Origin of the sequence: Catellatospora methionotrophica, from assembly GCF_011297335.1 — a bacterium.
Classification (GTDB): Bacteria; Actinomycetota; Actinomycetes; order Mycobacteriales; family Micromonosporaceae; genus Catellatospora; species Catellatospora methionotrophica.
Map to the genome: position 1 here is coordinate 387,912 of NZ_JAAOTJ010000003.1, position 25,192 is coordinate 413,103.

The window sequence follows — 25,192 nt, forward strand, 5'->3', positions numbered from 1 at the left end:
TGCCGCCACGGACCGGCGAGGGCTAGAGTTCGAGTCCCCCCGACAGCGCCACACCCCCGGAGCGCACCCCATGACGCGGTCAACGCGGCTGTTCATCATTCTCGGCGTGGTGCTGGCGCTGATAGGAGGTGCGGCGTACGCGGCGGTGCAGGTCACCAAGGACACGGTGAACACGGCGGTGCCGCAGGTGGACCTGTTCGGGCCGAGCGAGGAGCCGTCGGCGTCGCCGAGCCCCAGCGCGTCGCCCACTCCCCCGGCGGGCGCGGACATCAAGGGCCCGCTGAACATGCTCATCCTCGGCCGCGACACCCGCGAGGAGCAGAAGGGCTCGCCCGCGCACGGCGACGTGGTCATGATCCTGCACATCGACAAGGACCTGACCAGCGCGTACCTCACCTCGCTGCCGCGTGACCTGCTGGTGGACATCCCGGCGTTCACGCCGTCGCGCTTCCGCGGGGAGCGCAGCAAGCTCACCCACGCCCTGACCTACGGCGCGCGGCTGCCCGGCGGCAAGTACGACATCGCGCTGGGTTTCCAGCTGCTGGCCAAGACGGTGAGCAAGTACACCGGCATCGCGCGCTTCGACGCGGGCGCGGTCATCTCGTTCAACGGCTACATCCGGCTCATCAACGCCATCGGCGGGGTCGACATCTACGTCGACCAGAAGGTCGTGTCGATCCACCGCCGCCCCGACGGCGTACACCGGGCGACGTGCCGCGGCTGCGAGCACGGCTACTCCGGGCCGCGCATGACGTACAACGTCGGCACCCGGCACATGAACGGCTGGCAGGCGCTGGACTACGCGCGCCAGCGCTACATCACCGGCAGCGACTACGCCCGCCAGCGCCACCAGCGTCAGCTGATCAAGGCGATGTTCACCAAACTGCTCAGCGGCGACGTGCTGACCAGACCCGGCAGGTTCGACGAGGTGCTGTCCGAGCTGGGTCAGACGTTCACCTTCGACGGCCGGGGCCGCAAGCCCATGGAGTTCGTGTACGCGCTGCGCAACCTCCGCCCGGCGAACCTGACCCTGGTCGGCCTGCCCGGCAGCGGCGTCTTCAGCGGCGGCGCCTACCGCGGCGAACGCCTCAACGGCGATCAGACCGCCTACTTCGCCGCCCTGCGCGCCGACAAGCTCGACGCCTGGGCCAAGTCCCACCCCAAGCTGCTCAACCTCCGCTGACGAAGCAAAGGCACCTTCCCCTCCTTGAGGGATACTGAGCAGCGGCGTTGCGGGGTGGAGGGAACGGCACATGGCAGAGCAGGCGATTTCCGTGCGCGCGGCGGGGCCGGGGGACGTGGCCGCGATCGTGGCGCTGGTGGAGTCGGCGTACCGCGGGGACAGCAGCCGGGCCGGGTGGACCACCGAGGCCGACATCCTGCAGGGGCAGCGCACCGACGCCGAGTCCGTCGCCTCGCACGTGGCCGACCCCGACAGCGTGGTGCTGCTGGCCGAGCGCGACGGCGAACTGCTGGCCTGCTGTCACCTGGAGCGCCACGACGGCTACGCCTACTTCGGCATGTTCGCGGTGCGGCCGCTGCTGCAGGGCGGCGGCGTGGGCAAGACGGTGATCGCCGAGGCGGAGCGCTACGCCGCCGACGAGTGGGGCGTCCCCGAGATGCACATGACGGTCATCTCCGTGCGGGAGGAGCTGATCGCCTGGTACGAGCGCCGTGGTTACACGCGCACCGGGCAGAGGAGCCCCTTCCCGTACGGCGACGAGCGCTTCGGCCTGCCGCAGCGCGCCGACCTGGAGTTCGAGCTGCTCGTCAAGAAGCTCTAGACGAAGAACTCCTTGAGCACCGGCGCGACCGCCTCCGGCTTGAGCAGGTGCGTCTGGCCGGGCAGGGTCCGGTAGTCCGCGCCGGGCAGCGCCTGCGACAGGGCCTTGGCCCCGTTGCGCATGTACTGCGGGCTCTTGCCGCCGTCCATGACCAGCGCGGGCAGCTGCGCCCCGGCCCAGCGGGCGGCGTTCAGCGGCTGTCCCCTACCGGTGTCGCCGAGGACCCGGAAGTCGTACGGCAGCGTGTGCGCCACGCCCTTGAGCTTCTTGAAGTTCGGCGTCAGCTTCATGATGGCGACCACGAACCCGGGCACGCCGACGGTCTTCATGAACGTCGTCACGGCGTCGCCCCGGCGGTCCTGCGCGATCATCGCGTCCATCTTGTCCAGGTAGTCGTCGGGCCGGGGCGCGTGCGTGCCGTCGACGACGAACGGGGGCTCGTACACGGCGAGCTTGCGGATGCCGCCCAGCCGCGCGGCGGCGTCGCAGGCCAGCACCGCGCCGGACGAGATGCCGTACAGGAAGACGCCGCCCCCGGCCTCCTTGATCAGCGCGTCCAGGTCCTCGACCTCACGCTCGACGGCGTACGGCGCGGTGTCGCCGCTGTCGCCCCGGCCGCGCCGGTCGTAGGTGTAGACGGTGTAGGAGTCGGCCAGCAGTTTCGCCAGCGGTTCGGCGGGGCCCATGGCGCGGTAGCACATGGCCCCGTCGACCAGGATGACCGCCGGACCCTGCCCGACCTTGCTGTACGCGATCGCGGTCCCGTCCGCGGAGACGACGGTGTTCATGGGGTGCTCCTTGTCGGCTGTCCCGCCCGGTCCCCCGCGTACAGGGTGTCCCACCAGGACTGCCAGGCGGTCGATTCGTCGGTGGTGGTGAACTGGTGGTGCATGGCGACCATCGCGCCCGTGAAGCCGCGCACGAAGCGGTACAGCGCGTCCGGGGTGCGTACGGCCAGGGCGTGGGCGCTGACGTGGTAGACGGTGCCGCCGCGGGCGACGCCGCCGACGGTGAACGACGCCTCGTCGCCGGGCCGGGGTGTGCCGGGCAGGCCGAGCGCCCCGTGCAGCAGCCGCCACGCCTGCGGCCAGTCGGCGACCGGCGGGCCGAACACGGTCACCGGAACGGCGGTGCGGCCGAGGAACCAGGTCAGGTACTCGGCCAGGGTGCGGTGGAACAGGGCCAGGCCCAGGCCCATCGCCTCGAACTCGTCGGCCCAGTCGTCGCCGGGCAGGAAACCGCTGGTCACGGTGCGGATCACGGCGCTGCCGCCCGCGCGGCCCTCGATCAGGAACTCGTAGGCCACGAACCGGCCGTCGGGGGCGGGCTCGTCGCCGTACGCCAGGCGGTGTCCGGGCTCCCACGCGGTGATCGGCAGCGTCGGGGCGTACCCGCCGAATGCCGTGCTCACCGTCCCACCGGGACCGGGCACGACCTCGTTGCGGCCCATGAACCAGGAGTCGATGCCCGGCCCGGTCGCGATCGCGTCCCAGATCTGCTCCGGGGACGCGTCCACCGGCAGTTCCTCGGTGATCTCGAAGTCCCTGCCCATGTCAGCCCTCCTCGGTCCGGGTCACGCTCGGGTGCACGGCGACGATGATCCGGTGCTCGCGCCCGCCTTCGGCCTGCTCGTCGTGATACTTGGCGACCAGCGCGGTCACCGCGCCCGCCAGCTCCTCCGCGAACGCGGACCGCTGCGCCGGGCTCGCGAACCGCACCGTGCCGTCCATGGCGAACGTGGCCAGCCGCTTGTTCGCCTTCGCCGCGCCGGTCAGCAGCTCGCCCAGGTCGCGGACCAGCCGCGCGGCCAGCGCCAGCAGCCAGCGCGCGGACAGCCGGTCGGGGGCACGGCCCGGGTCGGGCTGCACGGCCGACAGCGCGATCGGCGAGATGACGTACGACGCGGCGGTGGCCTGCATGACGCGCTCGGTGACGTTGCCCTTGCGCCGCTCCTCGATCAGCTCGATCAGCCCATGCCGTTCCAGCTCCCGCAGGTGGTAGTTGACCTTCTGCCGGGGCTGGCCGACCTTGGCCGCCAGCGAGGTCGCCGAGCCGGGCTCGACCAGCGCGGCCAGCAGCCGCGCCCGGATCGGGTCCAACGAAGCCTCGGCCGCCGCCGGATCATCGATCACCGCAACATCGAACATGCCCCGCATCCTCCTACCGACAAATTTTTTTGTCAAGCCCCCTCAAGATCGCCGCTTGAGGTCAAAACCTCTGATCTAACGCCAGGTTCTGACCTCAAACAGCGATCACAGCTAGTTGCGCCGAGCGCCAGGCACCACAGAACGGGGCAAACGAGACGCCCAGCGGGTCGCGGCAGTCAGAAACTCCACAAAAGGTGATCGCCTAGTAGCTGGACCAGCACATAGCGTTACCGTCGGACACATGACGAACCCGATCGCCGATATCAGCGTGCCGGAACTCAGCCGACGGATCGCGTCGCTGGAGCGTCAGGAGGTCGGACGCTCAGCGCTCGACGTGTGCACCCTCACCATGGACCTGCGACACCAGTACCGGCGCGCCCTCGTCGCCCGCGACCAGGCCGCACTGGCCCTGGTCACCCGCGAGCGCTGGACCGCCGCCGACGTCGCCGAGGTCATCTGCGGTCACCGCGCGTGCGCCCCGCGTGCCGCCGTCATTCTGGAGTGGACCGGCCTCACCCCCGACGACGGCACCGCCCGTGACCTCGCCGACCGCCAGCAGATCGCCGAGCAGCTACGCGAACTGCTGTCCCTGGCGTACGACAAGGCGCTGCGCCTGATCCCGGCCGCCCCGGTCGACCTGAACCTGCCCGCCGAGCCCACCGCACGCCTCGCCTACTGCGCGCACTGGCTGCGCTTCGTGGATGGCTACCGGGCCGCCAACGAGGCCTCGCGCATCCTGTTCGCCGCGATCCTCGTACACCACCACGGCTGGCCGGTGCCCGACGTGGCCGAACTCGGCGGTGTCACCACCGACGAGGTCAGCGCGGCCCTGGCCGCCGCCGCGGCGAGCCCACCGTCCGATGCCGACAGCGGACTGCTCGCCCAGCTCGCCCTGCTCGACCGCGTCCTGGAGCACAACACCGAACGCCTGCTCGCCGTACGCGACCGCGCCCTGACCGACAGCCTCGCCGACGGCGTACCCGAACGCATCGTCGCCGCCCACATCGGCACCCCCGACCAGGAACGCTCCGCCGCCCACACCATGGAGCCCTGCCCCGCGTGAAAGGAAGGGAGCCGTCCCGACGCCGCCCGGTGTCTGATCAGGGCTGCAGCGGCTTGGCGTAGCAGACGCTCATCTCCCACCGGTCGTACGGCGGGTAGTTGGGAATGCGGGTGAAGCCCGCCCGCTCGTAGACGGCGATCGCCTCGGGCTGGCGTACGCCGGTCTCCAGCTTGAACCGCGTCGCGCCGACCCGGACCGCCAGCGCCTCGGCCTGCGCCATCAGCCGCCGGGCGATGCCGCGCCCGCGCCAGGCCGGGTCGACGTACATGCGCTTGAGTTCGGCCTCACCGCCGTCGAGCGGCTGCACGGCGCAGCAGCCGACGGGCGTGCCGCCCGCGAGCACCAGCAGGAACCGCGCCGCCTGCTTGACGGTCGGGTGGTCGAAGTCGATCTCCTCCGGGTACAGCGCGTCCAACTCGACCCGCATCGCGTCGACCAGCGGGGCCAGCCGTGCGTCCGCCGGCGGCACCTCGACGATCTCCAAGGTCTCCGTGCTCATTTCTTCGCTCCCAGCAGCAGGTCGAGATGGTTGTCGACGGCCCGCACCAGCAGGTCGGGCGGGTACAGCTCCGGCGTGGCCACCCCGCACAGCGCCAGCCCCTCCAGCAGCGCGACCAGGTTGCGCGCCCGCAGTTCCAGATCATCAGGGGGTACGCCGTACGCGTCGCGCAGCAGCGCTGTCAGCCGCCGGATCCACGACTCGTGGCGCACCACGTGCTCGGCCAGCAGCACCGGATCGGTGCGCGCCGCCATCAGGAAGTGCGCCCAGACGGTCGAGTTCAGCCGCCGCTCCTCGTCGAGCGGCACGCCCTCCCGCAACACGGCTCGCAGATGCTCGCGCGGATCGTCGAACGCGCCGAGCGCGTCGATGCGGGCGGTCATCCGCCGGTGCATGACGTCGCGGGCATGGGTGAGCAGCGCGTTCTTGTCGCGGAAGTAGTGCGCGACGCGGCCCGTGGTGCAGTCGGCGGCGTCGGCGACCGCGCGCAGGGTCAGCCCGTCGAGGCCCTGCTCGCTGACCACCTGCCAGACGGCGGCGGACAGCTGCTCGCGGCGCTCGTCGTGGTCCACCACCCGGGGCACCGCCCACCCGCTTTCACATCACAGCCGTTACGTAACGCGCGTTACGCTACCAACGCGTCCGGCGGCCTGTCCAGGCCTCCCCGCATGGCTCCCGTCGTCGCGGCAGGCACCGCAGGCCGCCGACCGCGCCGTCGCGCCCGGGTCCGTCAGCGGCGGGCGGCGAAGCGGTCGAGGGCGGCGAGCACGACGTCGCCGATGCCGCCGCGGGAGCCGTGCCCGGCCCGGTCGACGAGGGTCAGTTCGGCGTCGGGCCAGGCCTGGGCGAGGTCCCACGCGATGTCGGCCGGGCCGCTGATGTCGAGCCGCCCGTGCACCAGCACCCCGGGGATGCCCGCCAGCCTGCCCGCGTTGGCCAGCAGCTCGCCGTCCTCCAGGAACGCCGCGTTGGCCCAGTAGTGCGTGGTGAGCCGGGTGAAGGCCATCCGGAACGCGGGGTCCTCGAACCTCGCGTCGGCCTGGAACGGCGTGGCGACGGCGACGTGCTGGTCCTCCCAGGTGCACCAGTCGCGGGAGGCCCGGTCGCGCACGGCAGGGTCGGGGTCGGCGAGCAGCCGGGCGTACGCCGCGGGAAGGTTGCCGCCGCGGTCGGCCTCGGGCACGCCGTCGCGGAAACGCGCCCACTCCTGCGGGAGGATGCGCCCCATCTGCCGGGTCACCCAGTCGACCTCGCGGTGCGTGGTGTTCGTGAGGCTGAACAGGACCATCTCGGACACCGAGGACGGGTGGCGCTGGGCGTAGGCCAGGCCCAGGGTGCAGCCCCAGGAGGCTCCGAGCACCAGCCAGCGGTCGATGCCCAGGTGCGCCCGGAGTTGTTCGAGGTCGCGGATCAGGTGATGGGTGGTGTTGACGGCCAGGTCGGTGGCCGGGTCACCGGCGCTGGGCGTGCTGCGGCCGCAGCCGCGCTGGTCGACGAGCACCACCCGGTACGCGGCCGGGTCGAAGTAGCGCCGCCAGCCCGCGGTCGCGCCGGAGCCGGGACCGCCGTGCAGCACCACGGCCGGTTTGCCGTCAGGGTTGCCGCAGACCTCCCAGTAGACGTGGTTGCCGTCGCCGACGTCGAGCAGGCCGCTGTCGTGCGGCTCGGTTTGCGGGTACACGGGGCGCCTCCGGGGGATACAACAGTGCTGTTATGTTTTTAGCATGTCCTCCCTCCCCGAGCGCGAAGCGGTCGGCACCCTGCTGCGTCACGTGCTCGAACTGCTCGACGGCGACGTCGCCAAGGTCTACGCCGAGCGCGAGCTGGCCGACTACCGCCCGCGTTACTCACCCGTGGTCCGCGCCCTGCTGTCCGGCGGCCCGATGCCGATCCGGGACCTGGCCCGTGCCGTCGGGGTGACCCACTCCGCCGCGAGCCAGACCGTGGCCCAGATGAGCGGGGCCGGTCTGGTCGACCTGACTCCCGGTGCCGACGCCCGCCAGCGCCTGGTCAGCCTCACCCCGAAAGCCCACTGGCTGCTGCCGCTGGTGACCGCGGAATGGACTGCCACCACCGCCGCGATGCGCACTTTGGACAGCGAACTGTCGATGCCCCTGGTGGACCTGCTGACCGAGGTGGCCACGGCCCTGACCCGCCGGCCTTTCCGCGCGCGCATCGCCGACGCGGGCCTACCCGAGGTGGCCGGGGACCCCTACCCTGCGCAGCATGGGGACGAGTAAGCGGGGAAAGAACCGGGTCGCGCTGGTGACCGTGGCGGGGCGGCGGTTCAGCTGCCTGGTCTGCGGGCAGCGGGAGTTCACCAGCCGCGAGATCCTGCTCAACACGCCAGGGCTGGAACTGCTGGACCTGGCCTGGGCCAACCGGTCGTCGCTCGGGGTGATCTGCATGGCGTGCGGGTACGTGCACGAGTTCGTCGGGAACGCGGTGGAGTTCTGGACCACGGCCGGCGGGTACCCCGAGAACGCGACCTGAGCGCCGGTGCCCTGCGGCGCAGGGCACCGGCGGATGCGGTCAGCTCTCCAGCGCGGGCTCGGCCCGCTCGGACCGGGCGGGCCGAACCAGGTAGCCGAAGGCGGCGGCGGTGAAGAACATGATGATGCTGTACACCGCCGCGGGCACCGCCAGCGCCGTGCTCGCCAGCAGCGTCGTCGCGATGAAGATGGCCAGCGTGCCGTTGTGGATGCCGATCTCCATCGCGGCCGCGACCGAGTCCCCGCGGTCGAGCCCGGCCAGGCGCGGCAGGAAGTAGCCCACCCCGAGGCTGAGCACGTTGAACAGCAGCGCGACCAGTCCCGCGTCGGCGAAGTAGGTGGCGATGTTGTCCTTCTCCGACACCAGCGTGCCGACGATGACCAGCACCAGCACGACGACCGACAGGATGCGCACCGGGCGCTGCATCCGGTCGGCGAAGTCGACCGAGCGGGCGCGGATGAACATGCCGATCGCCACCGGGATCAGCACGATCGCGAACACCTGCAGCGACTTGCCGAACTGCAGCCCGATCTGGTCGGTGCCGGACAGGAAGTGGTTCAGCGCAAAGTTCACCACCAGCGGCAGCGTGAAGATGGCCAGCACCGAGTTCACCGCGGTCAGCGTGACGTTGAGGGCCACGTTGCCGCCGAACAGGTGGCTGTAGAGGTTCGCGGTGGTGCCGCCGGGTGAGGCGGCCAGCAGCATCATGCCCGCGGCCAGGGTCGGATCCAGGTCGAGGAGCAGGACCAGGCCGAAGCACACCGCGGGCAGCAGCAGCACCTGGCAGACCAGGGCCACCAGCACCGCTTTCGGGAACACCACGATCCGCTTGAAGTCGGCGACCGTGAGCCCGAGGCCGAGGCCGAGCATCACGATGCCGAGAGCGACGGGCAGGAACACCTGGGTCAGCACTGAATCCATAGCCGAGGATTCTTCATGGCGTGTGAGCGGCGACACATCAGCCGGACAGCCGACGTGGCAGACTGCTCGCCCATGGGGAGCCGGCGATGAACCACGTACGCGATGCCGCGATGACCGCACTGATCTTCGGCTTCTTCGCCTCGGCCTGGTTCGGCTGGGCGCAGGAGGCGCCGCCGGTCGCCTGGAAGAAGCGGCTCGGCATCGCGGGCGGCGTGAGCATCGCCGTATCCCTGGCCGGTGGCATCCTGGCCTGGCAGCACTGGTCCGACGGGTCGGCGCTCAGCGAGCCGGGCGCGATGCGCCGCTACGGCATCATCGTCGGGATCGAATGCGTCGCCGCGGCCGCCGGTGCGCTCGTGCTCGGCCTGCGCGGCAAGCGCGAACTCATCGCGCCGTGGATTTGCCTAGTCGTCGGCGTGCACTTCATCCCGCTGGCCGGACCGCTGCAGAGCCCGATCCTGTTCCCCCTCGCCGTCGCCATGACCCTGGTCGCCGCAGGCGCGACTCCCCTGGCCCGCAAACGCGACATCCCACCCAGCGCCACCACCGGCGTCGGCGCAGGCGTCTCCCTCCTGACCTGCGCCATCGCCGCCCTGATCATCGCCGTGACCCGCTGACCCCACGGCGGGTGGGTCAGAGGGCGTGGCGGAGCCATTCTTCGACGCCTGCGACGTGGATGAGGGCCCAGGACTGGGCTACTTCGGGGCGGCGGGCGGTGATGGCGTCGAGGATGGCCAGGTGCTGCTCGCGGGTGCGTTCGACGGCGCGGTCCTGGGTGAGGCCGCGCCAGATGCGGGCGCGGGTCGTCGGGCCGGACATGCCGTCGATGATCGAGCACAGCACCGCGTTGCCGGTCCCTGCCGCGATCAGCCGGTGGAACTCCAGGTCGTTGGCGACCAGCTCCTCCAGGGACGCGTCCGGGCCGATCTCCTCGACGACCGCGGCGAGTTTGGCGATGTCCTCCTCGCTCATACGCTGCGCGGCCAGCGCCGCGGCGGCGGGTTCGAGGATGCGGCGCATCTCCAGGAACTGCAGCACCGTGTCGTCGCGGTGGAAGTCGACGACGAACGTCAGCGCCTCCAGCAGCAGACCGGGTTCGAGGCTGGTCACGTACGTGCCGTCGCCCTGGCGGACGTCGAGGACCCGGATCAGGGACAGGGCGCGTACGGCCTCGCGCAGCGAGTTGCGGGACAGGCCCAGCCGCTCGGCGAGGTCGGCCTCCTTGGGCAGCTTGTCACCGGGGCGCAGCGTGCCGGAGAGGATCATCTCCTTGATCTTCTCGATGGCCTCGTCGGTCAGTGCCATGTGTGCTCCCTGGTGCGCGCTGGGCGGCGGTGGCGGGTTCTCACGGAACCGCGATGCGCGCGGGTGCCGGAAGTGCCCGCGAACACCGGCTACGGCGACATTGCCTTCCCCATTGGACACCGCGCCCTCGGTGATGCGACAGCCGCCGACGTGATCACCTGCCGTCAGCCGGGTGACCTGCGGCAGCGTGGGGTAAATCCGGCGACGGGCGGCGGCGCGCGGCGGTAGGGTCCGCGACGTGGGACGAGTCGTGACGCTGGTGCTGGTGGACCGGGCCGGAACCGTGCTGGGGGCGCTGCCGCCGTACGAGGTGGAACTGCCCTGGTGGCAGGACGCCGCCGAGATCGTCGCCGGGGCGCGCGAGCACCACGGCGTCGCGGTGACCGTGCTGCGGCTGCTGCACGCCGACCAGCCCGCGCCGCCCGGTGGCAGGCTCACCTACCTCGCCGAGGCCGACGGCGACCCGGGCCCGGTGCGCCCGGCGACGGCTCACCTGGTGCCGCATCCGCGCCGCGCGCCGTACGCCGAGATCGGTGGCCCCGCCGCCAGCCTCGCCTGGGCCACGGCCGCCCTCGCCGCCCGTGGCCGGACGGTCACCGCGGCCGCGCAGCAGCGCACCTGGAACCTGTCCGCGATCTGGCGGCTGGACACCGACACCACCCCGGTCTGGCTCAAGCAGGTACCGCACTTCTTCGCCCATGAGGCGGCCGTGCTGGGCTGGCTGGGCGAACACTGCCCCGGCACGGCCCCCGTCCCGATCGCCGCCGACGACGGCCGGGTGCTGCTCGACGACCTGCCCGGCACCGACCGCTACGGCGCACCCGTGGACGAGCGGCAGACCATGCTGTCCCGCCTGCACACCGTTCAGGTGAACGCCGCCCGCCGAGTCCCCGAGCTGCTGGCACTCGGCGTGCCGGACCAGCGTCCGCCCCGCCTGGCCGAGCGGCTGCGTGCCGTGGTCGCCCGCGCCGGCGCCACCGCACCGGCCGAGCAGGAGGGCACGATACCGGCGGCCGGCGCGGGTGAGCGGCTGGCGGCGCTGATGGACGGGTTGGAAGACCGGCTGGCCGAGATCACCGCCTGCGGGCTGCCCGACACGCTCGTGCACGGCGACTTCCACCCGGGCAACGTGCGCGGCACCGCCGACCGGCTGCACCTCATCGACTGGGGCGACTCCGTGCTCGCCCACCCGGCGATCGACCTGCTGCGCATGTGCGAACACGTCGCCGACCCCGAGCCGCTCCGGCAGGCCTGGGGCGGCCGCTGGCGGGCGGCGGTGCCCGGCTGCGACCCCGAACGGGCGATCACGCTCATCGAGCCGCTGGTCGCACTGCGCAACGCCGCCGCGTACGCCGGGTTCCTCGACGCCATCGAGCCGTCCGAGTGGCCGTACCACGCCGACGACGTGCCGTACTGGCTGGCGCAGGCGGCAGCCTGACCGGCGCACGCCGCGGAGATACCCGACCGAACCGCCCCTGCGTGACGTGAGCCGATGTCATGATCCGAGAAGATCGGCAACCATTACCCCATCCGGCTGGTCCCGAAGGAACCGAACAGGGCTCACGCAACGTTCGGGCGGTACGGCAGGATGTTCCGCGATGTGTGGATCTGGGGAGCGGGGTACGCGGCGATGAGCCTGAGCACGATGGCGCGCAGGAGCGCGATGGCACTGGTGCTGGCGGTGGTGGCACCGCTGGCGCTGACCGCGTGTTCGGAGGACGGCGGCACACCCCCCTCCTTCGTCACGCCCACCCAGTCGGCGCCCGAGCCCGCGCCGGCCAGCGCCGAGCCGCTGGCGCTGGCGGTGACGCCCGCCGAGGCGGCCAAGAACCAGCCGGTGAGCGCGGAGATCGGCACCAGGGTCACCGGCGGGCAGGTGCAGACGGTGACGATGACCGAGGCCGGTGGCGCGAAGGTCGCGGGCACGATGCGGGCCGACGGCTCGTCGTTCGTGCCGACCAAGCCGCTCAAGTACGGCAAGAAGTACTCGGCGACGGTCGTCGCGGTCGGGCCGGACGGCACGACCATCGAGAAGAAGACGTCGTTCACGACGATGGGCCGGCCGAGCAAGAAGACCGGCGCGGGACTGTACCTGTTCTCCGACCGCTCCTACGGCGTGGCGATGCCGGTGGTCATCGAGTTCACCAAGCCGGTCCCGACCGCGGCGCGGGCCGCGGTGGAGCGCCGCCTGTTCGTGACGGTCGAGCCGCCGCAGCCGGGCATCTGGCACTGGTCCAGCTCGCTGCAGGTGATGTACCGGGGTCCGCAGTACTGGCAGCCCGGCACGAAGATCACCGTGCGGGCGGCGCTGGAGGGCGTGCCGATGGGCGACGGCCGCTACGGCGACGCCGACCGGCTGGGCGTCGGCAACATCGCCAAGGAGAAGGTCGAGCTGATCGTCGACAACAAGACCAAGCGCATGCAGGTGTTCAAGAACGACGTGGTGGTCAAGACGCTGCCGGTCAGCCTGGGCAAGACCAAGACCCCGTCGTCGTCCGGCACCATGGTGATCATGGACAAGCAGCGCAAGACGGTCTTCGACACCACCGACGACCCCGGCAACGTCGACCGCTACGTCGTCAACATCGAGTACGCCCAGCGCCTGACCTGGGGTGGCGAGTACATCCACGCCGCGCCGTGGTCGGTGAAGGACCAGGGCGTACGCAACGTGTCGCACGGCTGCGTGAACGTGTCCATGGCCAACGCCGTGTACCTGTTCAACCTGACCAGCATCGGCACCCCGGTCACCGTGAAGGGCACCGAGCGGAAGATCAAGCCCGCCAACGGCTGGACGGCGTGGAGCGTCGGCTGGGCCGAGTACCTGAAGGGCAGCGCCCTGCCGGTGCCGCCGGAACTGTCCGCGCTGGGCGACCCGGACCCGACCGCGTCGGCGCTGCCGTCGCCGAGCGTGTCCCCGACGGCGTGACCCGGCGCACCTGACGTTCGTCCTACGCAGGTCCCGACCGACGCCAGATGCGGTCGGGACCTGCTTTCGCGCAGACTGGCAGGCGGCGGCCCGGGTACGCCGCAACGGCACGGCGGACCGGGGCCACACCATCCCCGTCTCCGGGTCCGCTCAGGGTCGCGTCCCTGATGCGGGACGGCGCCGCGGCGGCCAGGCTGGCCCGCATGGCACGCAGAAACGGGCAGCGGGGACGGCAGACCCTGGTATGGCTGCACGCCGTCACCTCGATCGGCTGGATGAGCCTCGCGCTGTGCCTGTGCGTGCTGCTGCTGGCCGGGCCGCCGTCGGGTTACGAGGCCGCCCGCACCCTCGACAAGCAGCTGCTGGCGCACCTGGCGACGTCGTCGGCGTTCACCGGGCTGATGCTGTCCGCGCTGACCGCCTGGGGTTACCTGCGCTACTGGTGGGTGCTGGCGAAGTTCGCCATCACGCTGACCCAGCTCTACGTGGGCATCGTCATCCTCAGCCCGCGCCTGGACGCGCTGCCCGAGGCCGGGGCGGCCACCGGCGCGGGCCCGATGATCGCGGCGTCGGCGCTGATGGCCTCGGCGATCGCCGTGCAGGCCTGGCTGTCGGTGGCCAAACCCTGGCGGCACACCCCGTGGGCCGACCCCCGGTGGCGCACCCCGCCCTTCCCGCCCTGGCTGTACTGGGCCGCGGTGGCGATCCCGGTGCTCGACTTCGTGGTCTGGCGGGCGGTGTTGGGCGCACCGGCCCCGCTGCTCTCGCTGATCGTCGTACTGGCGTTCCCGCTCTACCGGCGTCGCCGCCTGCGCCTGGCCGCAGCCTGAGGCGTCAGAGCCCGCCCGTGGCGTTCACCAGCACCCGGTTGCCCAGTGGCCGCTCCAGCCGCACCGTGTACTCCGCCGTGCGCAGCATCATGTCCCGGGCACAGTCACCGCCGCCGTCCGGCGACGCGGGTGCGTCGGCCACGACCCGCAGCCGCACCGCGACGGCCGTCGCCGTCTCGACCGCCTCGGCCGCGTACTCCCGCTTCGGCTGACCGGGACAGGGCTCGGGCGCGGCCCGCAGGGTGACGGTCAGCGTCACGCCGTCCGCGGCCAGCCCGGAGCTGTCGATGACCCCGTCCTCGTAACGCACCGGCCAGAGCGCGGACTCGGCGGGCGCGGCGACGGCCAGCGGCCGCAGCCCCTGCGGCGAGGTGAACAACCAGGCGGGCAGCGTACGCGGGCCGCGGTCGGTGGCGAACACGGCTTCGCCGAGCGCCACCTTCGTGTACACCAGCGGCGGCGGGGACGCGTCCGGGGCCGAGGCGGGGTCACCACCGGCGATGATCAGGTCGTACGCCTGCCGGGCGCTGATCACGGGCAGGTCGGCCGGGCCGTCGGGTAGCGCCACCCGGACCGTCGCCGGGCTCTGCGGCAGCGCCGCCCGCAGCTCCAGCCGCCCCTGCGACATCGCGATCTTCGCGTCGCCAGTGGTGTAGCCGTGGTCCACCAGCCGCCCGTGGAGCAGCAGGATCGGCCGGGGCACACGATCGGCGGGGAAGCCGGCGAACCGGGCGAGCAGCTCCGTGACGTCGCCGGGCGCGGCAGCCGCACCGGCTCCCGGCACCGCCACCCCGGGCTCGGGCACCGGAGCGCAGGCCGTTAGCAGCAGCAGCGGCACGGCGAGCAGCCGGGCCGCGAGCCGGACGGGCGTACGTTTCATGGCGACTCCCCGGAACGTCGGTGCGTGTCACTGGATCGACGCCCGAAACCCCGGCCGGGTTGCCGGTCAGCGGGCGTGACCGTTCATGGACGGCGGGGTGGCCACGCGCCGGTACTGGCGGCGACCGTCCTCGCGTACCAGCACGCCCTGTCGCCGCAGCTCCTCGCGCAGCACCGACGCGTCGGCGTGCTTTTCTGCCGTCCGGCGGGCATCGGTGGCGAGTCGAGCCGGTCCCCGGACGCGGTTCGCGGGTCCACCCGAAAGAGGTGTGGACTCCCGGGTGGACCCGCCGTCAGTTCGGCTTGCTGTGCTTGTCGAAGCCGATGTAGAGGCGCGCCTCGGCGTTGCCGCCGAGCGCGGTCATCGTCTCCAGCTCACGCAGGCGCAGCAGGGCCGGGTGCTCGGCGTACACCGCGGCGGCCTCGGCGAGGCGGCGCAGCGCGTCGACCTCGGCCTCGACCCGGATGCGCTGGGCAGCGGCGTCGCCCTCGGCCGCCAGCCGGGTCGCGTCGCGCCGTCCGGCCGCGGTGACCTGGTCGGCCTCGGCGCGGGCACGCGCCTCCAGCACGTCCTTCTCGGCCTTCGTACGGGCGTCGACGAGCTGCGCCTCGGCGAGCCGCTGCGCGGCCAGCACGCGGTTCATGACCTCCTGCAGGTTGCCGGGGAAGACGATGTCCTTCACGTCGGCCCGCAGGATCTCCACGCCGTAGCCCGCCGCCGCGCCCTGCACGTCACGCAGGATGTCCTCGGAGAGCTGGTTGCGGTTGGTGAGGATGTCCTCCAGCGTCATCGACGCCAGCGAGCGGCGGGCCGCCAGCTGCACGTCGCTGTACACGCGGTCGGTGTAGCTGTCCACCCGCTCCACGGCGGCGACCGGGTCGACCACCTTGAAGTGGGTCAGGATGCTCACCCGCAGCGCGACCTTGTCCGAGGTCAGGATCTCCTGGCCCTTGAGGGTCAGCTCGCGTTCGCGCATGTCCACCAGGGTCACCTCGACGACCGGGCCGCGCCGCCCGAAGCGGCCGCTCTTGGCGGGCAGCTCGTAGCGCCCGGCTTCGAGCACGTCGGCGAGCCTGCCGTCGACGTAGCGCAGGCCGCGGTGGGTGTTCTTGATGACGATCTCGGTGGTGGTACCCATGGCGATTCCTCGGGAGAAGGGAAAGAGGTCGCCCCGGAGCGGGTCCGATGGCTAGGACGGGTATCAGGCGAAAGAGGCCTGTCAGCATGGAATGACGGATTCCAGTGCACTTTGTCTGGCAGACACCCGCTATGAGCCCGCCGGGGCGAGATCACTCCATCACGGACGCTGTTGCCCGGCAACGGATTTACGGCTCCCGTGGCGGTGCGCGCGCCCATGGTCGATGCTGGAGGCGTGTACGACGTCGCGATCGTCGGGGCCGGCCCGGCCGGGTCTGCTGCCGCGCTGGCCGCCGCGCTGGCCGGGGCCAGCGTGCTGCTGCTGGACCGGGACGTGTTCCCGAGGGACAAGGCCTGCGGCGACGGCATCGCCCAGCAGGGGCTGGACGTGCTGGCCGGGCTCGGGGTCACCGGGCTGACCGACGGCTTCGCCCCGATCGGGTCGCTGCGCCTGACCGGGCCGGGCGGCGCGCAGGCGGCCGGTGAGCTGCCCGAACCCGCGTACGTCATCCCACGCGCGGTGTTCGACGCCCGCCTGGTCGCCGCCGCGCTGCGGGCCGGTGCCACGTTCGGCCAGCACACGGTACGCAGCCTGACGGTGCGCCCGGACCACGTCGACCTGGGCGACGGCCTGGCCGCCCGGGTCGTGATCGGGGCCGACGGCGCGAACTCGACCGTACGCAGGGCGCTCGGCCTGCCCCGCAACCCGCCGGACCGGCTGGCCGTGGCCATCCGCGCCTACGCGCCGGACCCGCCCGCGCCGGGAGACGCCGTGCCTTTCGGCACCACGACGGAGCGGCCTGCCGCAGGCGAGCAGCGGATCGTGATGACCGGGCAGCGGTGGCCCGCCTACGCGTGGTCGTTCCCGATCGGCGACGGGCGGCGCAACGTCGGCTACGGGGAACTGACGTCAAGCGGCCCGCTCAGCCGAACGCACCTGCTGGAACGGATGCACGCGCTGCTGGGCGACACCGACGCGGGCTCGCTGGCCGACGCGCGGGCGCACCACCTGCCGCTGTCGACGTGGCGGCCCCGGCCGGGGCACGGGCGGCTGCTGCTGGCCGGGGACGCGCTGTCGCTGATCAACCCGTTCACCGGCGAGGGCATCTTCTACGCGGTGCTGTCCGGCGCGCTGGCGGGCCGGGCCGCGGTGTCACCGGGCGGCGCTGGCGCGGGGCGGGCGTACACCGTCGCGCTGCGCCGCAGGCTGGGCCGCCACCTGCGGCATACCAGCCTGGTCGCGCGGCTGACCGCCCGGCCGTGGGTGGTGGACGCGGGCATGCGCGCCGCCGCCCGCCACCGCCACGTCTTCGACGGTTTCGTCGCCCTCGGCCTCGGTGACGGCCTGCTCACCCCGCGTCTGCTCACCGCCGTGGCCACCGCGGCCGGGCGCCGCGGCTGATCGGGTGCTTCACCCAAACGTTGCAGAAGCCCGCGTCACGCAGTGGATGCGGACGACTACATTGGACCGGCGCCGTCCACCTACCTGAGGACCGCCGATGACTGATACTGCTGTCCGGCCGCGACTGCGGTCGCTGCTGACCGCCACCGCGGTGACGCTGACGATGCTGTTGGCGGGCGCCGCGGCCTGCGAGCCCGAGAACACCGCGCCCAAGACCGTGGACGACCTGTTCAAGAAGACCGACGTGTACGGTCAGCCGAAGATCAAGATCGGGGTCGCCGAGGACCAGCCGTTGATGGGCCAGATCGTGAACGGGCGGTTCGAGGGCTTCGACATCGAGATCGCGCGCTACCTCGCCGAATCGCTGGGCTTCAAGGGTGACAGCCGCATCGAATGGGTGCCGCTACAGACCGAGGACCGCGAGAACGCCCTCGTCTCCGGACAGGTCAACCTCGTGGTGGCCAGCTACTCGATGACCCCCGACCGGGAGAAGGAGATCGACTTCGCCGGGCCGTACTTCGCCACCAAGCAGGAACTGCTCATCCGCAGCAGCGACCGCGACAAGATCCGCAACCTGAACGACCTCGCCCAGCCCGGCCGGGAGACCTGCGTCGTCGGCGGATCCACCGGCGAGCGCCAGTTCACCGACCGGGCGCTGAAGGTGTACCCGGCGGCGACCAACCGCGAGTGCCTGGATCGCCTGCTGTCGGGCAAGTCCCACGCGTACTCCACCGACGAGACGATCCTCGCCGGTTACCTGTCCGAGCACCCCAAGGACCTGTTCATCGTCGACGTGCCGATCGGAGCGAACGAGCGGCTCGGCGTCGGGGTGTCCAAGCAGGATCCGGAGCTGCGCGACCTGGTCGCGTTCTTCCTGCGCAAGAGCTACGACAACGGCCGGACGACGGGCACCAGCCCGTGGCTGGCCGCGTACCGGCGCACGCTCGGACCGTGGCTCGGCGACGACACCACGCAGCCGCCCATCGAGGCACCGGACCTGGTGGACTACGACGAGAAGGCTCAGAAGCCATGACCGAGTCCGGCGAGCCGGGGCCGCAGCCGCAGCCACCCCGCAAGATTTCCGCGTGGCGCGCCGGACAGGGCTTCTGGACGGTGGCGGTCGGTGTGCCCGCCGTCTTCTCGGTGATGCGGCTGTGGATCGAGGCCGGCGGGGAACTGCAGACGACCCTGCTGCTGGTCGCCAACGTCGGCCCGGTCAACCTGCTGGCCGCGCTGTTCACCACCGCGACCCGGCTGGTCACCACCGGGCTGGTCGCGGTGTTCGCGCTGGGCGCGGTGCTGGCGGTGAGCACCGGCGACTGGACACGGCGGCGCCCGCTGTTCGCCCGCTGGTACATCATGGCGCCGCCGTGGTTCCTGGCCGGTCTGTTCACCATCGCGCTGGCCACCTGGCAGATCATCTACCTGCCGTTGCTGGTGGTGGCCTCGGTCGCGGTGTTCCAGCGGGAGCTGACGCTGCTGGACTGGCCGCGCTGGCGCTGGACGGCGACCGTCGCGGCGGCGCTGGCCGGATACGGCTGGCTGGTCGCGCCGACGGTGCTGCAGGCCTGGCGGACCGGGGAGCTGTTCGCGGTGGCGCTGCTGGTCGTGCCGCCGGTGCTGGCGCTGTGCGTGAGCGGGCCGCTGCCCCGGCTGCTGGTGCGGCCGGCGGCGGCGCTGGCACAGCCCGGCATCGCCGTGGTGCTGCTCGTCGCGGCCGTGCCCGTGGTCATGATCCCGGTGCTGCCGATGACGGTCACCACCGTCGCCACCGCGGCCGGGGTGCCCGAGGAGGTGCGCGGTCACGTGATCAGCACCGACGACGTCAACACGGTCATCCTGCAGGAGCGCGGCGGGGTCCGCTTCATCGACAACGACGACATCCAGGCGCGGGTGCTGTGTCCCACCGCCGAGGAGCTGGTGCGCTACCGGTTGTGGGTGCGCGACTTCCACGTCGAGGACTCGCTGCTGGGCGCGCTCGGCCGCCGGGTGCGGCCGATGGCCCCGGTCAGCGCCGTGTGCCGCATCCCGACCTGAGACGTGGCAGCGCGGCGCCTTGATCGCTATCTGCGGTCGAAAGCTGGTGTCTGACCACAGCTGTCGACCGTAGACAGCGATCTCCACGCCGGGCCGCGGGCGGATGTCGCGCGACGGGCGTTAGATGGGGAGCGGATGCACCGCTGCCCAGCTGCGTAGGCGAGGAGACCAGGATGCAGAAGATCACTCCGTACCTGTGGTTCGACACCCAGGCGGAGGAGGCCGCGGCGCACTACACCGCGATCTTCAAGGACTCGCGGATCGTCAGCACCGTGCCGGGTCCCGAGGGCCGGGCCATGCTGGTGAACTTCGAGTTGCAGGGCCAGCCGTTCGTCGGGCTCAACGGCGGGCCCGCGTTCCACTTCACCGAGGCGATCTCGTTCTTCGTCGACTGCGACGACCAGGCCGAGGTCGACGAGCTGTGGGCGCGGCTGTCCGAGGGCGGCGAGGAGGGCCAGTGCGGCTGGCTCAAGGACCGGTACGGCGTGTCCTGGCAGATCGTGCCGAAGGCGCTCGGCGAGCTGATGGGCGATCCGGACCCGGCGAAGGCCAGCCGGGTCATGCACGCCATGCTCGGCATGACCAAGCTCGACATCCAGGCCCTGCACGACGCCCACGACGGTATCTGAGCACCCGGCAGGGTTAGGAAGGGCACCTTCCACAACGCTTGGCGTGTGGAAGGTGCCCTTCCTTCGTCAGCGCGGAGCGAGGCGGCGTGGGTCAGCTCGCGGGAGCGGTCGACAGGGTCGCCGAGGGTGCGGCGGTGACCGGTGTGGCCGGTCGGGTTGCGCGCCACAGGGCGGTGGCGAGCCAGAGGCAGCCCGCGGCGACGAGCAGGCCGTGTCCGACCCGGACGGCCGCGGGGGTGAAGAACTGGGGCAGGAAGGCCGCGAAGCCGACCGCGAACAGCGCGCCGGACAGGCGCGGCAGCACGCCGGAGCGGGCGATGGCCACGGCGGCCATGACCGCGCCGACGGCGAGCGCGACCAGGCCGACGCCGAAGGTGGTCATCGCGACCGGCTGGTAGCGGATGGCTTCGGCCAGGCCGAGCAGGTCGAGCTGCGCACCGGCGGCGCTCTCGGCTGCCAGCACGTGCAGCCCGAAGTCCTCCGCGCCGTAGTAGGGCAGGGTGAGCCCGGCGCCGATCCAGGCGGTGACCGCGGCGGTCAGCGCCAGCGGCTCGGCCCGGGTTCCCTCGACGACGCGGCGCACCGCGAACAGGGCCAGCGGCACCAGGATGAAGCCGATCATCGCGAACAGGTGGGTGGCCACCCACCACGGCGAGGACATGGCCTCCTGCGCGCCCTGCAGGGTGGCCTCGTCGCGCCACGGGCGCAGGCCCGGGTACAGGGCGAACATGGTTCCGGCCAGGGCCAGCGCGGCGGCGGACAGGCGGATCCGGGTCAGGGGTGCGGACACGGTTGATCTCCTCAGGAATGGGTCGGCAGGGAGTCGAAGAAAGTGTCGATGAGCTGCTGGTATGTCTCGTCGAGATCGTCGGGCAACCCGAAGCCGCCGGCGGACTCCAGCGACGCGAAGCCGTGCGCGATGACGCGCAGCCGCCGGATGGTGTGCACCTGCGCGGCGGCGTCGAGCTGCCAGGGGCGCAGCGCGGCCTGGATGACCTCCAGCTGGCGGATGCCCGCCGCGGCCAGTGCGGGGTGGTGCAGTGGGTCGACGGGCATCACGGCGTAGCGGGCGGGGTGGGCGGCGACGTACGCGCGGTAGGCGTGCATCAGCGCGGTGATCGCGTCCTGCCCGCTGCGGCCCATCGCCGCGGCGGCGAAACGGTCCGCGAGTTCGTGCAGAACGCGTACGCCCACCTGGATCTTCAGCTCCGCGAGGCTGCCGACGTGTTTGTAGAGCGAGGGAGCGGCGACACCGCAGCGCGACGCGACCGCGGCGAGGGTGAGCGCGTCGGCCCCGTGCTCGTCGATGACCTCGACGGCCGCCTGCACGACGGCCTGCGTGGACAGTCCAGCCCTGGGCATCCGGCCACCCCTCGGTTAGCTAATGCTGATAGCCGAAAAGCTACTGCCATTAGCCATCGCCGTCAAGCCACGCTTCGTCAACGGTCAGGCGCGCTCATGAAAACGCACAATCATGGACATAGGGGATGTAATCAGATACAAAAGGCATACCTGATCGAGCGCGTGGCGGGGAAGCGCTCCAGGTGTGCCGGCCACCGGCTCGCCCTGACACCTGTGCCTGCCGCTACGTCCTCCACAGGCCCAATGTCCATGGTCTACGAGTCGGCTCGGTCGATTCGGGTTCGGAGGCTGGCATGTCGATTCGAAGGTCCCTGGCGGTGGGGGCGGCGGTGGCGACCGCGTTCCTGCCGGGGCTGCTGAGCACCGCTGCGGCGCAGGCGGCGGTGATCCCGGGCGTGGGCTCGGCGCCGCTGGTCGCGTACGCCGACCGCAACTTCACCGGAGCCAAGCAGTCCTACGGCGCGGGCGTGTTCGACGCCGCCAAGAAGGAACTCGGCGTCGTCGGCAACGACGCCATCACCTCGCTTTACGTAGCCTCCGGATACCGGGCCGTGGCCTGCGACAACGGCGGCTCCGACGGCAACGTCAACAAGGGCTCGCTGGGCGCCTGCCGCTACTTCGACGCCGGGCTGCACGCGTTCGTCGGCGACCTCAACGACAAGATCTCGCTGCTGGCCGTCATGGGCAAGCCGGTCAAGGGCACCGCCGTCACCGCGTACCAGGAGACCAAGTTCACCGGCGCCTCGCTGCCGCTGGGCTCGGGCGGCTTCGGCCAGGTCGCGGGCAACCTGGCCACCCTGGCCGACTCGGTGAAGTCGCTCAAGGTCACCGACGGCTACCGCGTCGTGGCCTGCGACAACGACGCCAAGCCGGGCACCGCGACGGTCGACCTCGGCAAGTGCCGGCTGTTCCGGGGCGGCGAGCACACCACCGTCGGCGGCGACATGGAGAAGAAGATCTCCCTTGTCGCCGTGGGCGCGCCGCCGCTGATCGCGACCAGTGACGCCGACATGACCGGGCTGCGCCAGCAGTTCAACCCCGGCGTGTACACCGCGTTCGCCAACGAGCTGGCCACCGTCGGCAACGACAAGATCACGTCGCTGCGCGTCGCGGACGGCTGGCGCGTGGTCGGCTGCCGCAACGACAGCACCGGACTGAGCGGGCAGGGCGACCTCGGCCTGTGCCGGATGTTCGGCGCGGGCGAGCACGGCCTGGCCGGCAACGCGCTCAACGACGGCATCTCCACGCTCGTCGTGCAGGCCGGACCCGCCTCGGGCAACCTGCTGAACGTGTACGCCGACCGCGACTTCAAGGGCGCGACCGCCACCTTCGGCCCCGGCCTGTACACCGCCGCGGACCTGGCCCCGGTCGGCAACGACGCGGTCAGCTCGCTGCGTGTGCCCGGTGCCGGGCGCGCCGTGCTCTGCGACAACGACTCCGGTCAGAACCTGGGCGCGTGCCGCCTGTTCGTCAAGAGCGACCACCTGTTCGTCGGTGCCGACATCAACGACAAGACCTCGCTGATCGCGCTGGCCCCGTAAGCCGTCGCACCGCAAGCGGCCCGTGCCACGATCGTGGTGCGGGCCGCCCTCGTGTACGCGGCCGTCAGGCTCCGGTGACGCCGTCGACGCCCTCGCGCAGGAAGTCGGCGTGACCGTTGTGCCGGGCGTACTCGTGGATCAGGTGCAGCATCACGAAACGCAGCGACACGTCCTCGCCCCAGCGGGCGTTGTGCGCGACCACGTCCAGCGACTCGGCCTCGGCCTCGATGCGCCGCGCGTGCGCCACCTCGGCCTGCCAGGCCGTGAACGCCTCGGCGCGGGTCGCGCCGGTCGGGTCGTACGCCACCTGGTAGTCGTCGACAGGTGACCAGACCAGGGTGATGTCCTCGCCCGCGATCACCTTGCGGAACCAGGTGCGCTCCACCTCGCACATGTGCCGGACCAGTCCGAGCAGGGTCAGCGTCGACGGCGGCATGGACCGCTCGCGCAGCTGCTCGTCGGTCAGCCCGTCGCACTTCCAGGCCAGGGTGGACCGGTGGTAGTCGAGGAACTGCCGCAGCATCTCCCGCTCCCCGGCGATCACCGGCACATCCGGACGCTCGGTCCCCATCGCGAAGATCCTTCCCTCGGCAGCCCCCAGTTCTACCAGGCCCCCGGGACCCGCTTGCGAGCAAGATCGCCGTTTCAGGTCAGAACACGGTGTCAGACCACAGATAGTGACCTCGAACAGCGATCTTGCCCGCGAGGCCTGGCGGCCCGCGAAGCCGGGGGTACGGGGAGAGGGGGCGGGATGCGGGGGGGCGGGGTCAGCGGTCGGTGCGTAGGAAGGTGAGGGACTTTAGGTGGTCGATGAGGGCTTCCATCTCGGCGAGTTTGTAGCCGGCCTCTTCGCGCAGCTCGATGTCCATGCTGTGGTCGACGACGGAACGCAGCGAGAAGCTGATCCGCGACAGCCGGTGCAGGAACCGCTCCCGCAGGTCCTCGGCGAGCGCCAGGTGCCGGTCGCTCAGGTCGGCGTCGGCCCCGAGGTCGGCGGCCCCGGCGAGTTCGAGCGCCAGGCTCGCCTGACCGGCGAAGACCGACGCCATCTCGACGTCGACCGCGTCGAACGACGGCGCGTCGGGCTTCTTCGACAGCAGGATCGCGCCGAGCGCGGACTCCTGCCCGGTCAGCGGCGCGATCAGGATCTGCCAGGGATGCGCCGTGCCGAGCAGGTCCTTGAGCCGAGGGTCGGTGCCCGGTTCGACCACCATCACCCGGCGCTCGGCCCGCACCATCGCGCACACGGGAAGCAGCGCTTCGGGGGTGTCGGCGAACTCCTTCAGCGTGCCCATCGCCTGCGCGGCCCTCACGTGCAGCCCGTCGGGTGACAGCAGCGCGACGCACGCCCCGTCGGCCCGGTCGGCCCGCTCGGCCTGGCTGATGAGCTCGGCCATCAGCCGGTCGGCCCCGACCCCGGCGAGCACGTGCTCGGTGATCGTGACCATGGCCTCCTGCCAGGCGTGGCGGCGGCACGCCTCGGTGAACATGTTCGCGTTGCCGATCGCGGCCGCGGCCACCCGGGCGAACTGGGTGATCAGCTCCTCGTCGGCGGCGCTGAACGCGGCCGCCCCCTGCTTCTCGGTCAGGTAGAAGTTGCCCAGCAGGCGGCCGTCGGACAGGATCGGCACCCCGAGGAACGAGGTCATCGGCGGGTGGTGCTCAGGAAAGCCGACCGCGCACGGGTGCTGCGAGATGTCGGCGATCCGGACCGCGTGCGGCTCGCGCAGCAGCAGCCCGAGCAGCCCGTGCCCTTCGGGCAGGTGGGCCATCCGGTCGGCGGTCGCCGAGTCCAGCCCGTCGAACAGGAACTCGGTGAGGTGGCCGTCCTCGACCACGCCGAGCGCCCCGTAGCGGGCGTGGACCAGGTGCCGGGCGGTCGACACGAGCCGGACCAGCACCTGGCTCAGGTCCACGCCGCGGGCCAGTTCCAGGTTCGCCCGCAGCAGGCCGCGGATGCGCTCGTCACCGGCGCCCAGGGCACGCGCGCTGTCGAGCAGGCGCTGCAGGGCGAGATCGAGTTCCAGCCTGCCGGAGTGGGTGTAGCGCACCGCCGAGCCGAGACTGCCCGGCTCGCCCTCGCGCCATCCGGTCCTTCTCGCCGTGAACGGCTCACCATCGGCCATACTTCTCAGCCCTCCTGCCGGAAGGTCACCTGTGAAAGTTCGCCGTGCGCCTCCTAAGAAGCATATTCCCTGGTTGAGTCGATTTGGCGGGCTCCGGCCCGGCGGGTGGG

28 protein-coding genes and 1 pseudogene are annotated in these 25,192 nt (G+C 71.7%); 14 read left to right on the top strand and 15 right to left on the bottom strand.

Annotated elements, in window-relative coordinates:
- The first annotated feature begins 70 nt into the window (after positions 1 to 70).
- Together HAV40_RS12390 and HAV40_RS12395 are read left to right on the top strand one after the other, a co-directional pair.
- Complete coding sequence (locus HAV40_RS12390; protein WP_166381091.1) at positions 71 to 1,183, top strand: LCP family protein; 1,113 nt, start codon at positions 71 to 73, stop codon at positions 1,181 to 1,183.
- Positions 1,184 to 1,253: 70 nt separating this feature from the next.
- Positions 1,254 to 1,784 carry a GNAT family N-acetyltransferase gene (locus HAV40_RS12395; RefSeq protein WP_166381092.1) on the top strand — a complete coding sequence of 177 codons (531 nt, stop codon included), beginning with the start codon at positions 1,254 to 1,256 and terminating at the stop codon, positions 1,782 to 1,784.
- Here the strand turns inward: HAV40_RS12395 and HAV40_RS12400 are convergent.
- Genes HAV40_RS12400 through HAV40_RS12410 form a run of 3 tightly spaced genes read right to left on the bottom strand, consistent with a single transcriptional unit; the run spans position 1,781 to position 3,931 of the window.
- Positions 1,781 to 2,572 (bottom strand): alpha/beta fold hydrolase, encoded by a 792-nt coding sequence (locus tag HAV40_RS12400; protein ID WP_166381093.1) that lies wholly within the window; start codon positions 2,570 to 2,572, stop codon positions 1,781 to 1,783. The two genes, HAV40_RS12395 and HAV40_RS12400, sit on opposite strands and share 4 nt — an antisense overlap.
- Positions 2,569 to 3,336: an SRPBCC family protein gene (locus HAV40_RS12405; RefSeq protein ID WP_166381094.1), complete on the bottom strand. Its 768-nt coding sequence runs from the start codon at positions 3,334 to 3,336 to the stop codon at positions 2,569 to 2,571. Before HAV40_RS12405 ends, HAV40_RS12400 begins: the two co-directional genes overlap by 4 nt.
- Before the next feature lies 1 nt (position 3,337).
- Positions 3,338 to 3,931: a winged helix-turn-helix domain-containing protein gene (locus HAV40_RS12410; RefSeq protein WP_166381095.1), complete on the bottom strand. Its 594-nt coding sequence runs from the start codon at positions 3,929 to 3,931 to the stop codon at positions 3,338 to 3,340.
- A 241-nt stretch (positions 3,932 to 4,172) separates the two neighbouring features.
- Between HAV40_RS12410 and HAV40_RS12415 the strand changes: the two genes are divergently transcribed.
- Positions 4,173 to 4,994, top strand: coding sequence for a hypothetical protein (locus tag HAV40_RS12415; protein ID WP_166381096.1), 822 nt, complete (start codon positions 4,173 to 4,175; stop codon positions 4,992 to 4,994).
- Between the two features lie 37 nt (positions 4,995 to 5,031).
- Here the strand turns inward: HAV40_RS12415 and HAV40_RS12420 are convergent, their stop codons facing one another.
- The 3 genes from HAV40_RS12420 to pip form a co-directional block, all read right to left on the bottom strand.
- Complete coding sequence (locus HAV40_RS12420) at positions 5,032 to 5,493, bottom strand: GNAT family N-acetyltransferase (protein WP_166381097.1); 462 nt, start codon at positions 5,491 to 5,493, stop codon at positions 5,032 to 5,034.
- Positions 5,490 to 6,068, bottom strand: coding sequence for a TetR/AcrR family transcriptional regulator (locus HAV40_RS12425; protein WP_239086971.1), 579 nt, complete (start codon positions 6,066 to 6,068; stop codon positions 5,490 to 5,492). The genes HAV40_RS12420 and HAV40_RS12425 overlap by 4 nt, the downstream gene beginning before the upstream one ends.
- 155 nt (positions 6,069 to 6,223) lie before the next feature.
- Positions 6,224 to 7,174, bottom strand: a complete 951-nt coding sequence (gene pip, locus HAV40_RS12430) for a prolyl aminopeptidase (protein WP_166381099.1) — start codon at positions 7,172 to 7,174, stop codon at positions 6,224 to 6,226.
- 43 nt (positions 7,175 to 7,217) lie between these two features.
- Between pip and HAV40_RS12435 the strand changes: the two genes are divergently transcribed.
- Both HAV40_RS12435 and HAV40_RS12440 read left to right on the top strand, forming a co-directional pair.
- The gene (locus tag HAV40_RS12435; protein ID WP_166381100.1) at positions 7,218 to 7,733 is read left to right on the top strand and encodes a MarR family winged helix-turn-helix transcriptional regulator; all 516 of its coding nucleotides are present in this window, start codon (positions 7,218 to 7,220) and stop codon (positions 7,731 to 7,733) included.
- A complete protein-coding gene (locus HAV40_RS12440) occupies positions 7,720 to 7,986 on the top strand; it encodes a hypothetical protein (RefSeq protein ID WP_166381101.1) in 267 nt (88 codons plus the stop codon). Before HAV40_RS12435 ends, HAV40_RS12440 begins: the two co-directional genes overlap by 14 nt.
- Positions 7,987 to 8,025: 39 nt before the next feature.
- Here the strand turns inward: HAV40_RS12440 and HAV40_RS12445 are convergent, their stop codons facing one another.
- Positions 8,026 to 8,907: a bile acid:sodium symporter family protein gene (locus HAV40_RS12445; RefSeq protein ID WP_166381102.1), complete on the bottom strand. Its 882-nt coding sequence runs from the start codon at positions 8,905 to 8,907 to the stop codon at positions 8,026 to 8,028.
- Positions 8,908 to 8,993: 86 nt separating this feature from the next.
- Here HAV40_RS12445 and HAV40_RS12450 point away from each other — a divergent pair, with 86 nt between their 5' ends.
- Positions 8,994 to 9,524, top strand: a complete 531-nt coding sequence (locus tag HAV40_RS12450; RefSeq protein WP_166381103.1) for a hypothetical protein — start codon at positions 8,994 to 8,996, stop codon at positions 9,522 to 9,524.
- Positions 9,525 to 9,540: 16 nt separating this feature from the next.
- On the opposite strand, the gene HAV40_RS12455 is transcribed toward HAV40_RS12450, so the two are convergent.
- Entirely contained in the window at positions 9,541 to 10,212 is a 672-nt protein-coding gene (locus tag HAV40_RS12455; RefSeq protein ID WP_166381104.1) for a FadR/GntR family transcriptional regulator, read from the bottom strand.
- Positions 10,213 to 10,450: 238 nt separating this feature from the next.
- Here HAV40_RS12455 and HAV40_RS12460 point away from each other — a divergent pair, with 238 nt between their 5' ends.
- The 3 genes from HAV40_RS12460 to HAV40_RS12470 all read left to right on the top strand — a co-directional run bounded on the left by HAV40_RS12460 (position 10,451) and on the right by HAV40_RS12470 (position 13,968).
- Positions 10,451 to 11,650, top strand: a complete 1,200-nt coding sequence (locus HAV40_RS12460) for a phosphotransferase family protein (protein ID WP_166381105.1) — start codon at positions 10,451 to 10,453, stop codon at positions 11,648 to 11,650.
- Positions 11,651 to 11,848: 198 nt separating this feature from the next.
- The gene (locus tag HAV40_RS12465; protein ID WP_409365014.1) at positions 11,849 to 13,138 is read left to right on the top strand and encodes an Ig-like domain-containing protein; all 1,290 of its coding nucleotides are present in this window, start codon (positions 11,849 to 11,851) and stop codon (positions 13,136 to 13,138) included.
- Positions 13,139 to 13,341: 203 nt separating this feature from the next.
- The gene (locus HAV40_RS12470) at positions 13,342 to 13,968 is read left to right on the top strand and encodes a hypothetical protein (protein WP_166381106.1); all 627 of its coding nucleotides are present in this window, start codon (positions 13,342 to 13,344) and stop codon (positions 13,966 to 13,968) included.
- A 4-nt stretch (positions 13,969 to 13,972) separates the two neighbouring features.
- Here the strand turns inward: HAV40_RS12470 and HAV40_RS12475 are convergent, their stop codons facing one another.
- The 3 genes and pseudogenes from HAV40_RS12475 to HAV40_RS12480 form a co-directional block, all read right to left on the bottom strand.
- A complete protein-coding gene (locus tag HAV40_RS12475) occupies positions 13,973 to 14,848 on the bottom strand; it encodes a hypothetical protein (protein WP_166381107.1) in 876 nt (291 codons plus the stop codon).
- Positions 14,849 to 14,914: 66 nt separating this feature from the next.
- Positions 14,915 to 15,043: pseudogene (locus HAV40_RS39195) on the bottom strand (CysS/YqeB C-terminal domain-containing protein); the annotation flags it as partial.
- 97 nt (positions 15,044 to 15,140) lie between these two features.
- Complete coding sequence (locus HAV40_RS12480; protein WP_166381108.1) at positions 15,141 to 15,986, bottom strand: slipin family protein; 846 nt, start codon at positions 15,984 to 15,986, stop codon at positions 15,141 to 15,143.
- 216 nt (positions 15,987 to 16,202) lie between these two features.
- On the opposite strand from HAV40_RS12480, the gene HAV40_RS12485 reads away from it, so the two are divergent.
- From HAV40_RS12485 to HAV40_RS12500, 4 genes are all read left to right on the top strand, one after another.
- Positions 16,203 to 17,387 carry a geranylgeranyl reductase family protein gene (locus HAV40_RS12485; protein ID WP_166381109.1) on the top strand — a complete coding sequence of 395 codons (1,185 nt, stop codon included), beginning with the start codon at positions 16,203 to 16,205 and terminating at the stop codon, positions 17,385 to 17,387.
- Positions 17,388 to 17,484: 97 nt separating this feature from the next.
- Complete coding sequence (locus HAV40_RS12490; RefSeq protein ID WP_166381110.1) at positions 17,485 to 18,420, top strand: transporter substrate-binding domain-containing protein; 936 nt, start codon at positions 17,485 to 17,487, stop codon at positions 18,418 to 18,420.
- Positions 18,417 to 19,424 carry a hypothetical protein gene (locus tag HAV40_RS12495; RefSeq protein WP_166381111.1) on the top strand — a complete coding sequence of 336 codons (1,008 nt, stop codon included), beginning with the start codon at positions 18,417 to 18,419 and terminating at the stop codon, positions 19,422 to 19,424. The genes HAV40_RS12490 and HAV40_RS12495 overlap by 4 nt, the downstream gene beginning before the upstream one ends.
- A 173-nt stretch (positions 19,425 to 19,597) precedes the next feature.
- On the top strand, positions 19,598 to 20,053 hold the full coding sequence (locus HAV40_RS12500) for a VOC family protein (protein ID WP_166381112.1): 456 nt from the start codon (positions 19,598 to 19,600) through the stop codon (positions 20,051 to 20,053).
- A gap of 91 nt (positions 20,054 to 20,144) precedes the next feature.
- Here HAV40_RS12500 and HAV40_RS12505 read toward each other — a convergent pair whose 3' ends face one another.
- Positions 20,145 to 20,843: a hypothetical protein gene (locus HAV40_RS12505; protein ID WP_166381113.1), complete on the bottom strand. Its 699-nt coding sequence runs from the start codon at positions 20,841 to 20,843 to the stop codon at positions 20,145 to 20,147.
- Positions 20,844 to 20,854: 11 nt separating this feature from the next.
- Positions 20,855 to 21,415, bottom strand: coding sequence for a TetR/AcrR family transcriptional regulator (locus tag HAV40_RS12510; RefSeq protein WP_166381114.1), 561 nt, complete (start codon positions 21,413 to 21,415; stop codon positions 20,855 to 20,857).
- A gap of 293 nt (positions 21,416 to 21,708) precedes the next feature.
- Between HAV40_RS12510 and HAV40_RS12515 the strand changes: the two genes are divergently transcribed.
- Complete coding sequence (locus HAV40_RS12515; RefSeq protein ID WP_166381115.1) at positions 21,709 to 22,956, top strand: hypothetical protein; 1,248 nt, start codon at positions 21,709 to 21,711, stop codon at positions 22,954 to 22,956.
- Between the two features lie 64 nt (positions 22,957 to 23,020).
- Here the strand turns inward: HAV40_RS12515 and HAV40_RS12520 are convergent, their stop codons facing one another.
- Together HAV40_RS12520 and HAV40_RS12525 are read right to left on the bottom strand one after the other, a co-directional pair.
- Entirely contained in the window at positions 23,021 to 23,527 is a 507-nt protein-coding gene (locus HAV40_RS12520) for a DinB family protein (protein WP_166381116.1), read from the bottom strand.
- A gap of 196 nt (positions 23,528 to 23,723) precedes the next feature.
- A complete protein-coding gene (locus tag HAV40_RS12525; RefSeq protein ID WP_166381117.1) occupies positions 23,724 to 25,082 on the bottom strand; it encodes a GAF domain-containing protein in 1,359 nt (452 codons plus the stop codon).
- Positions 25,083 to 25,192: the final 110 nt, after the last annotated feature.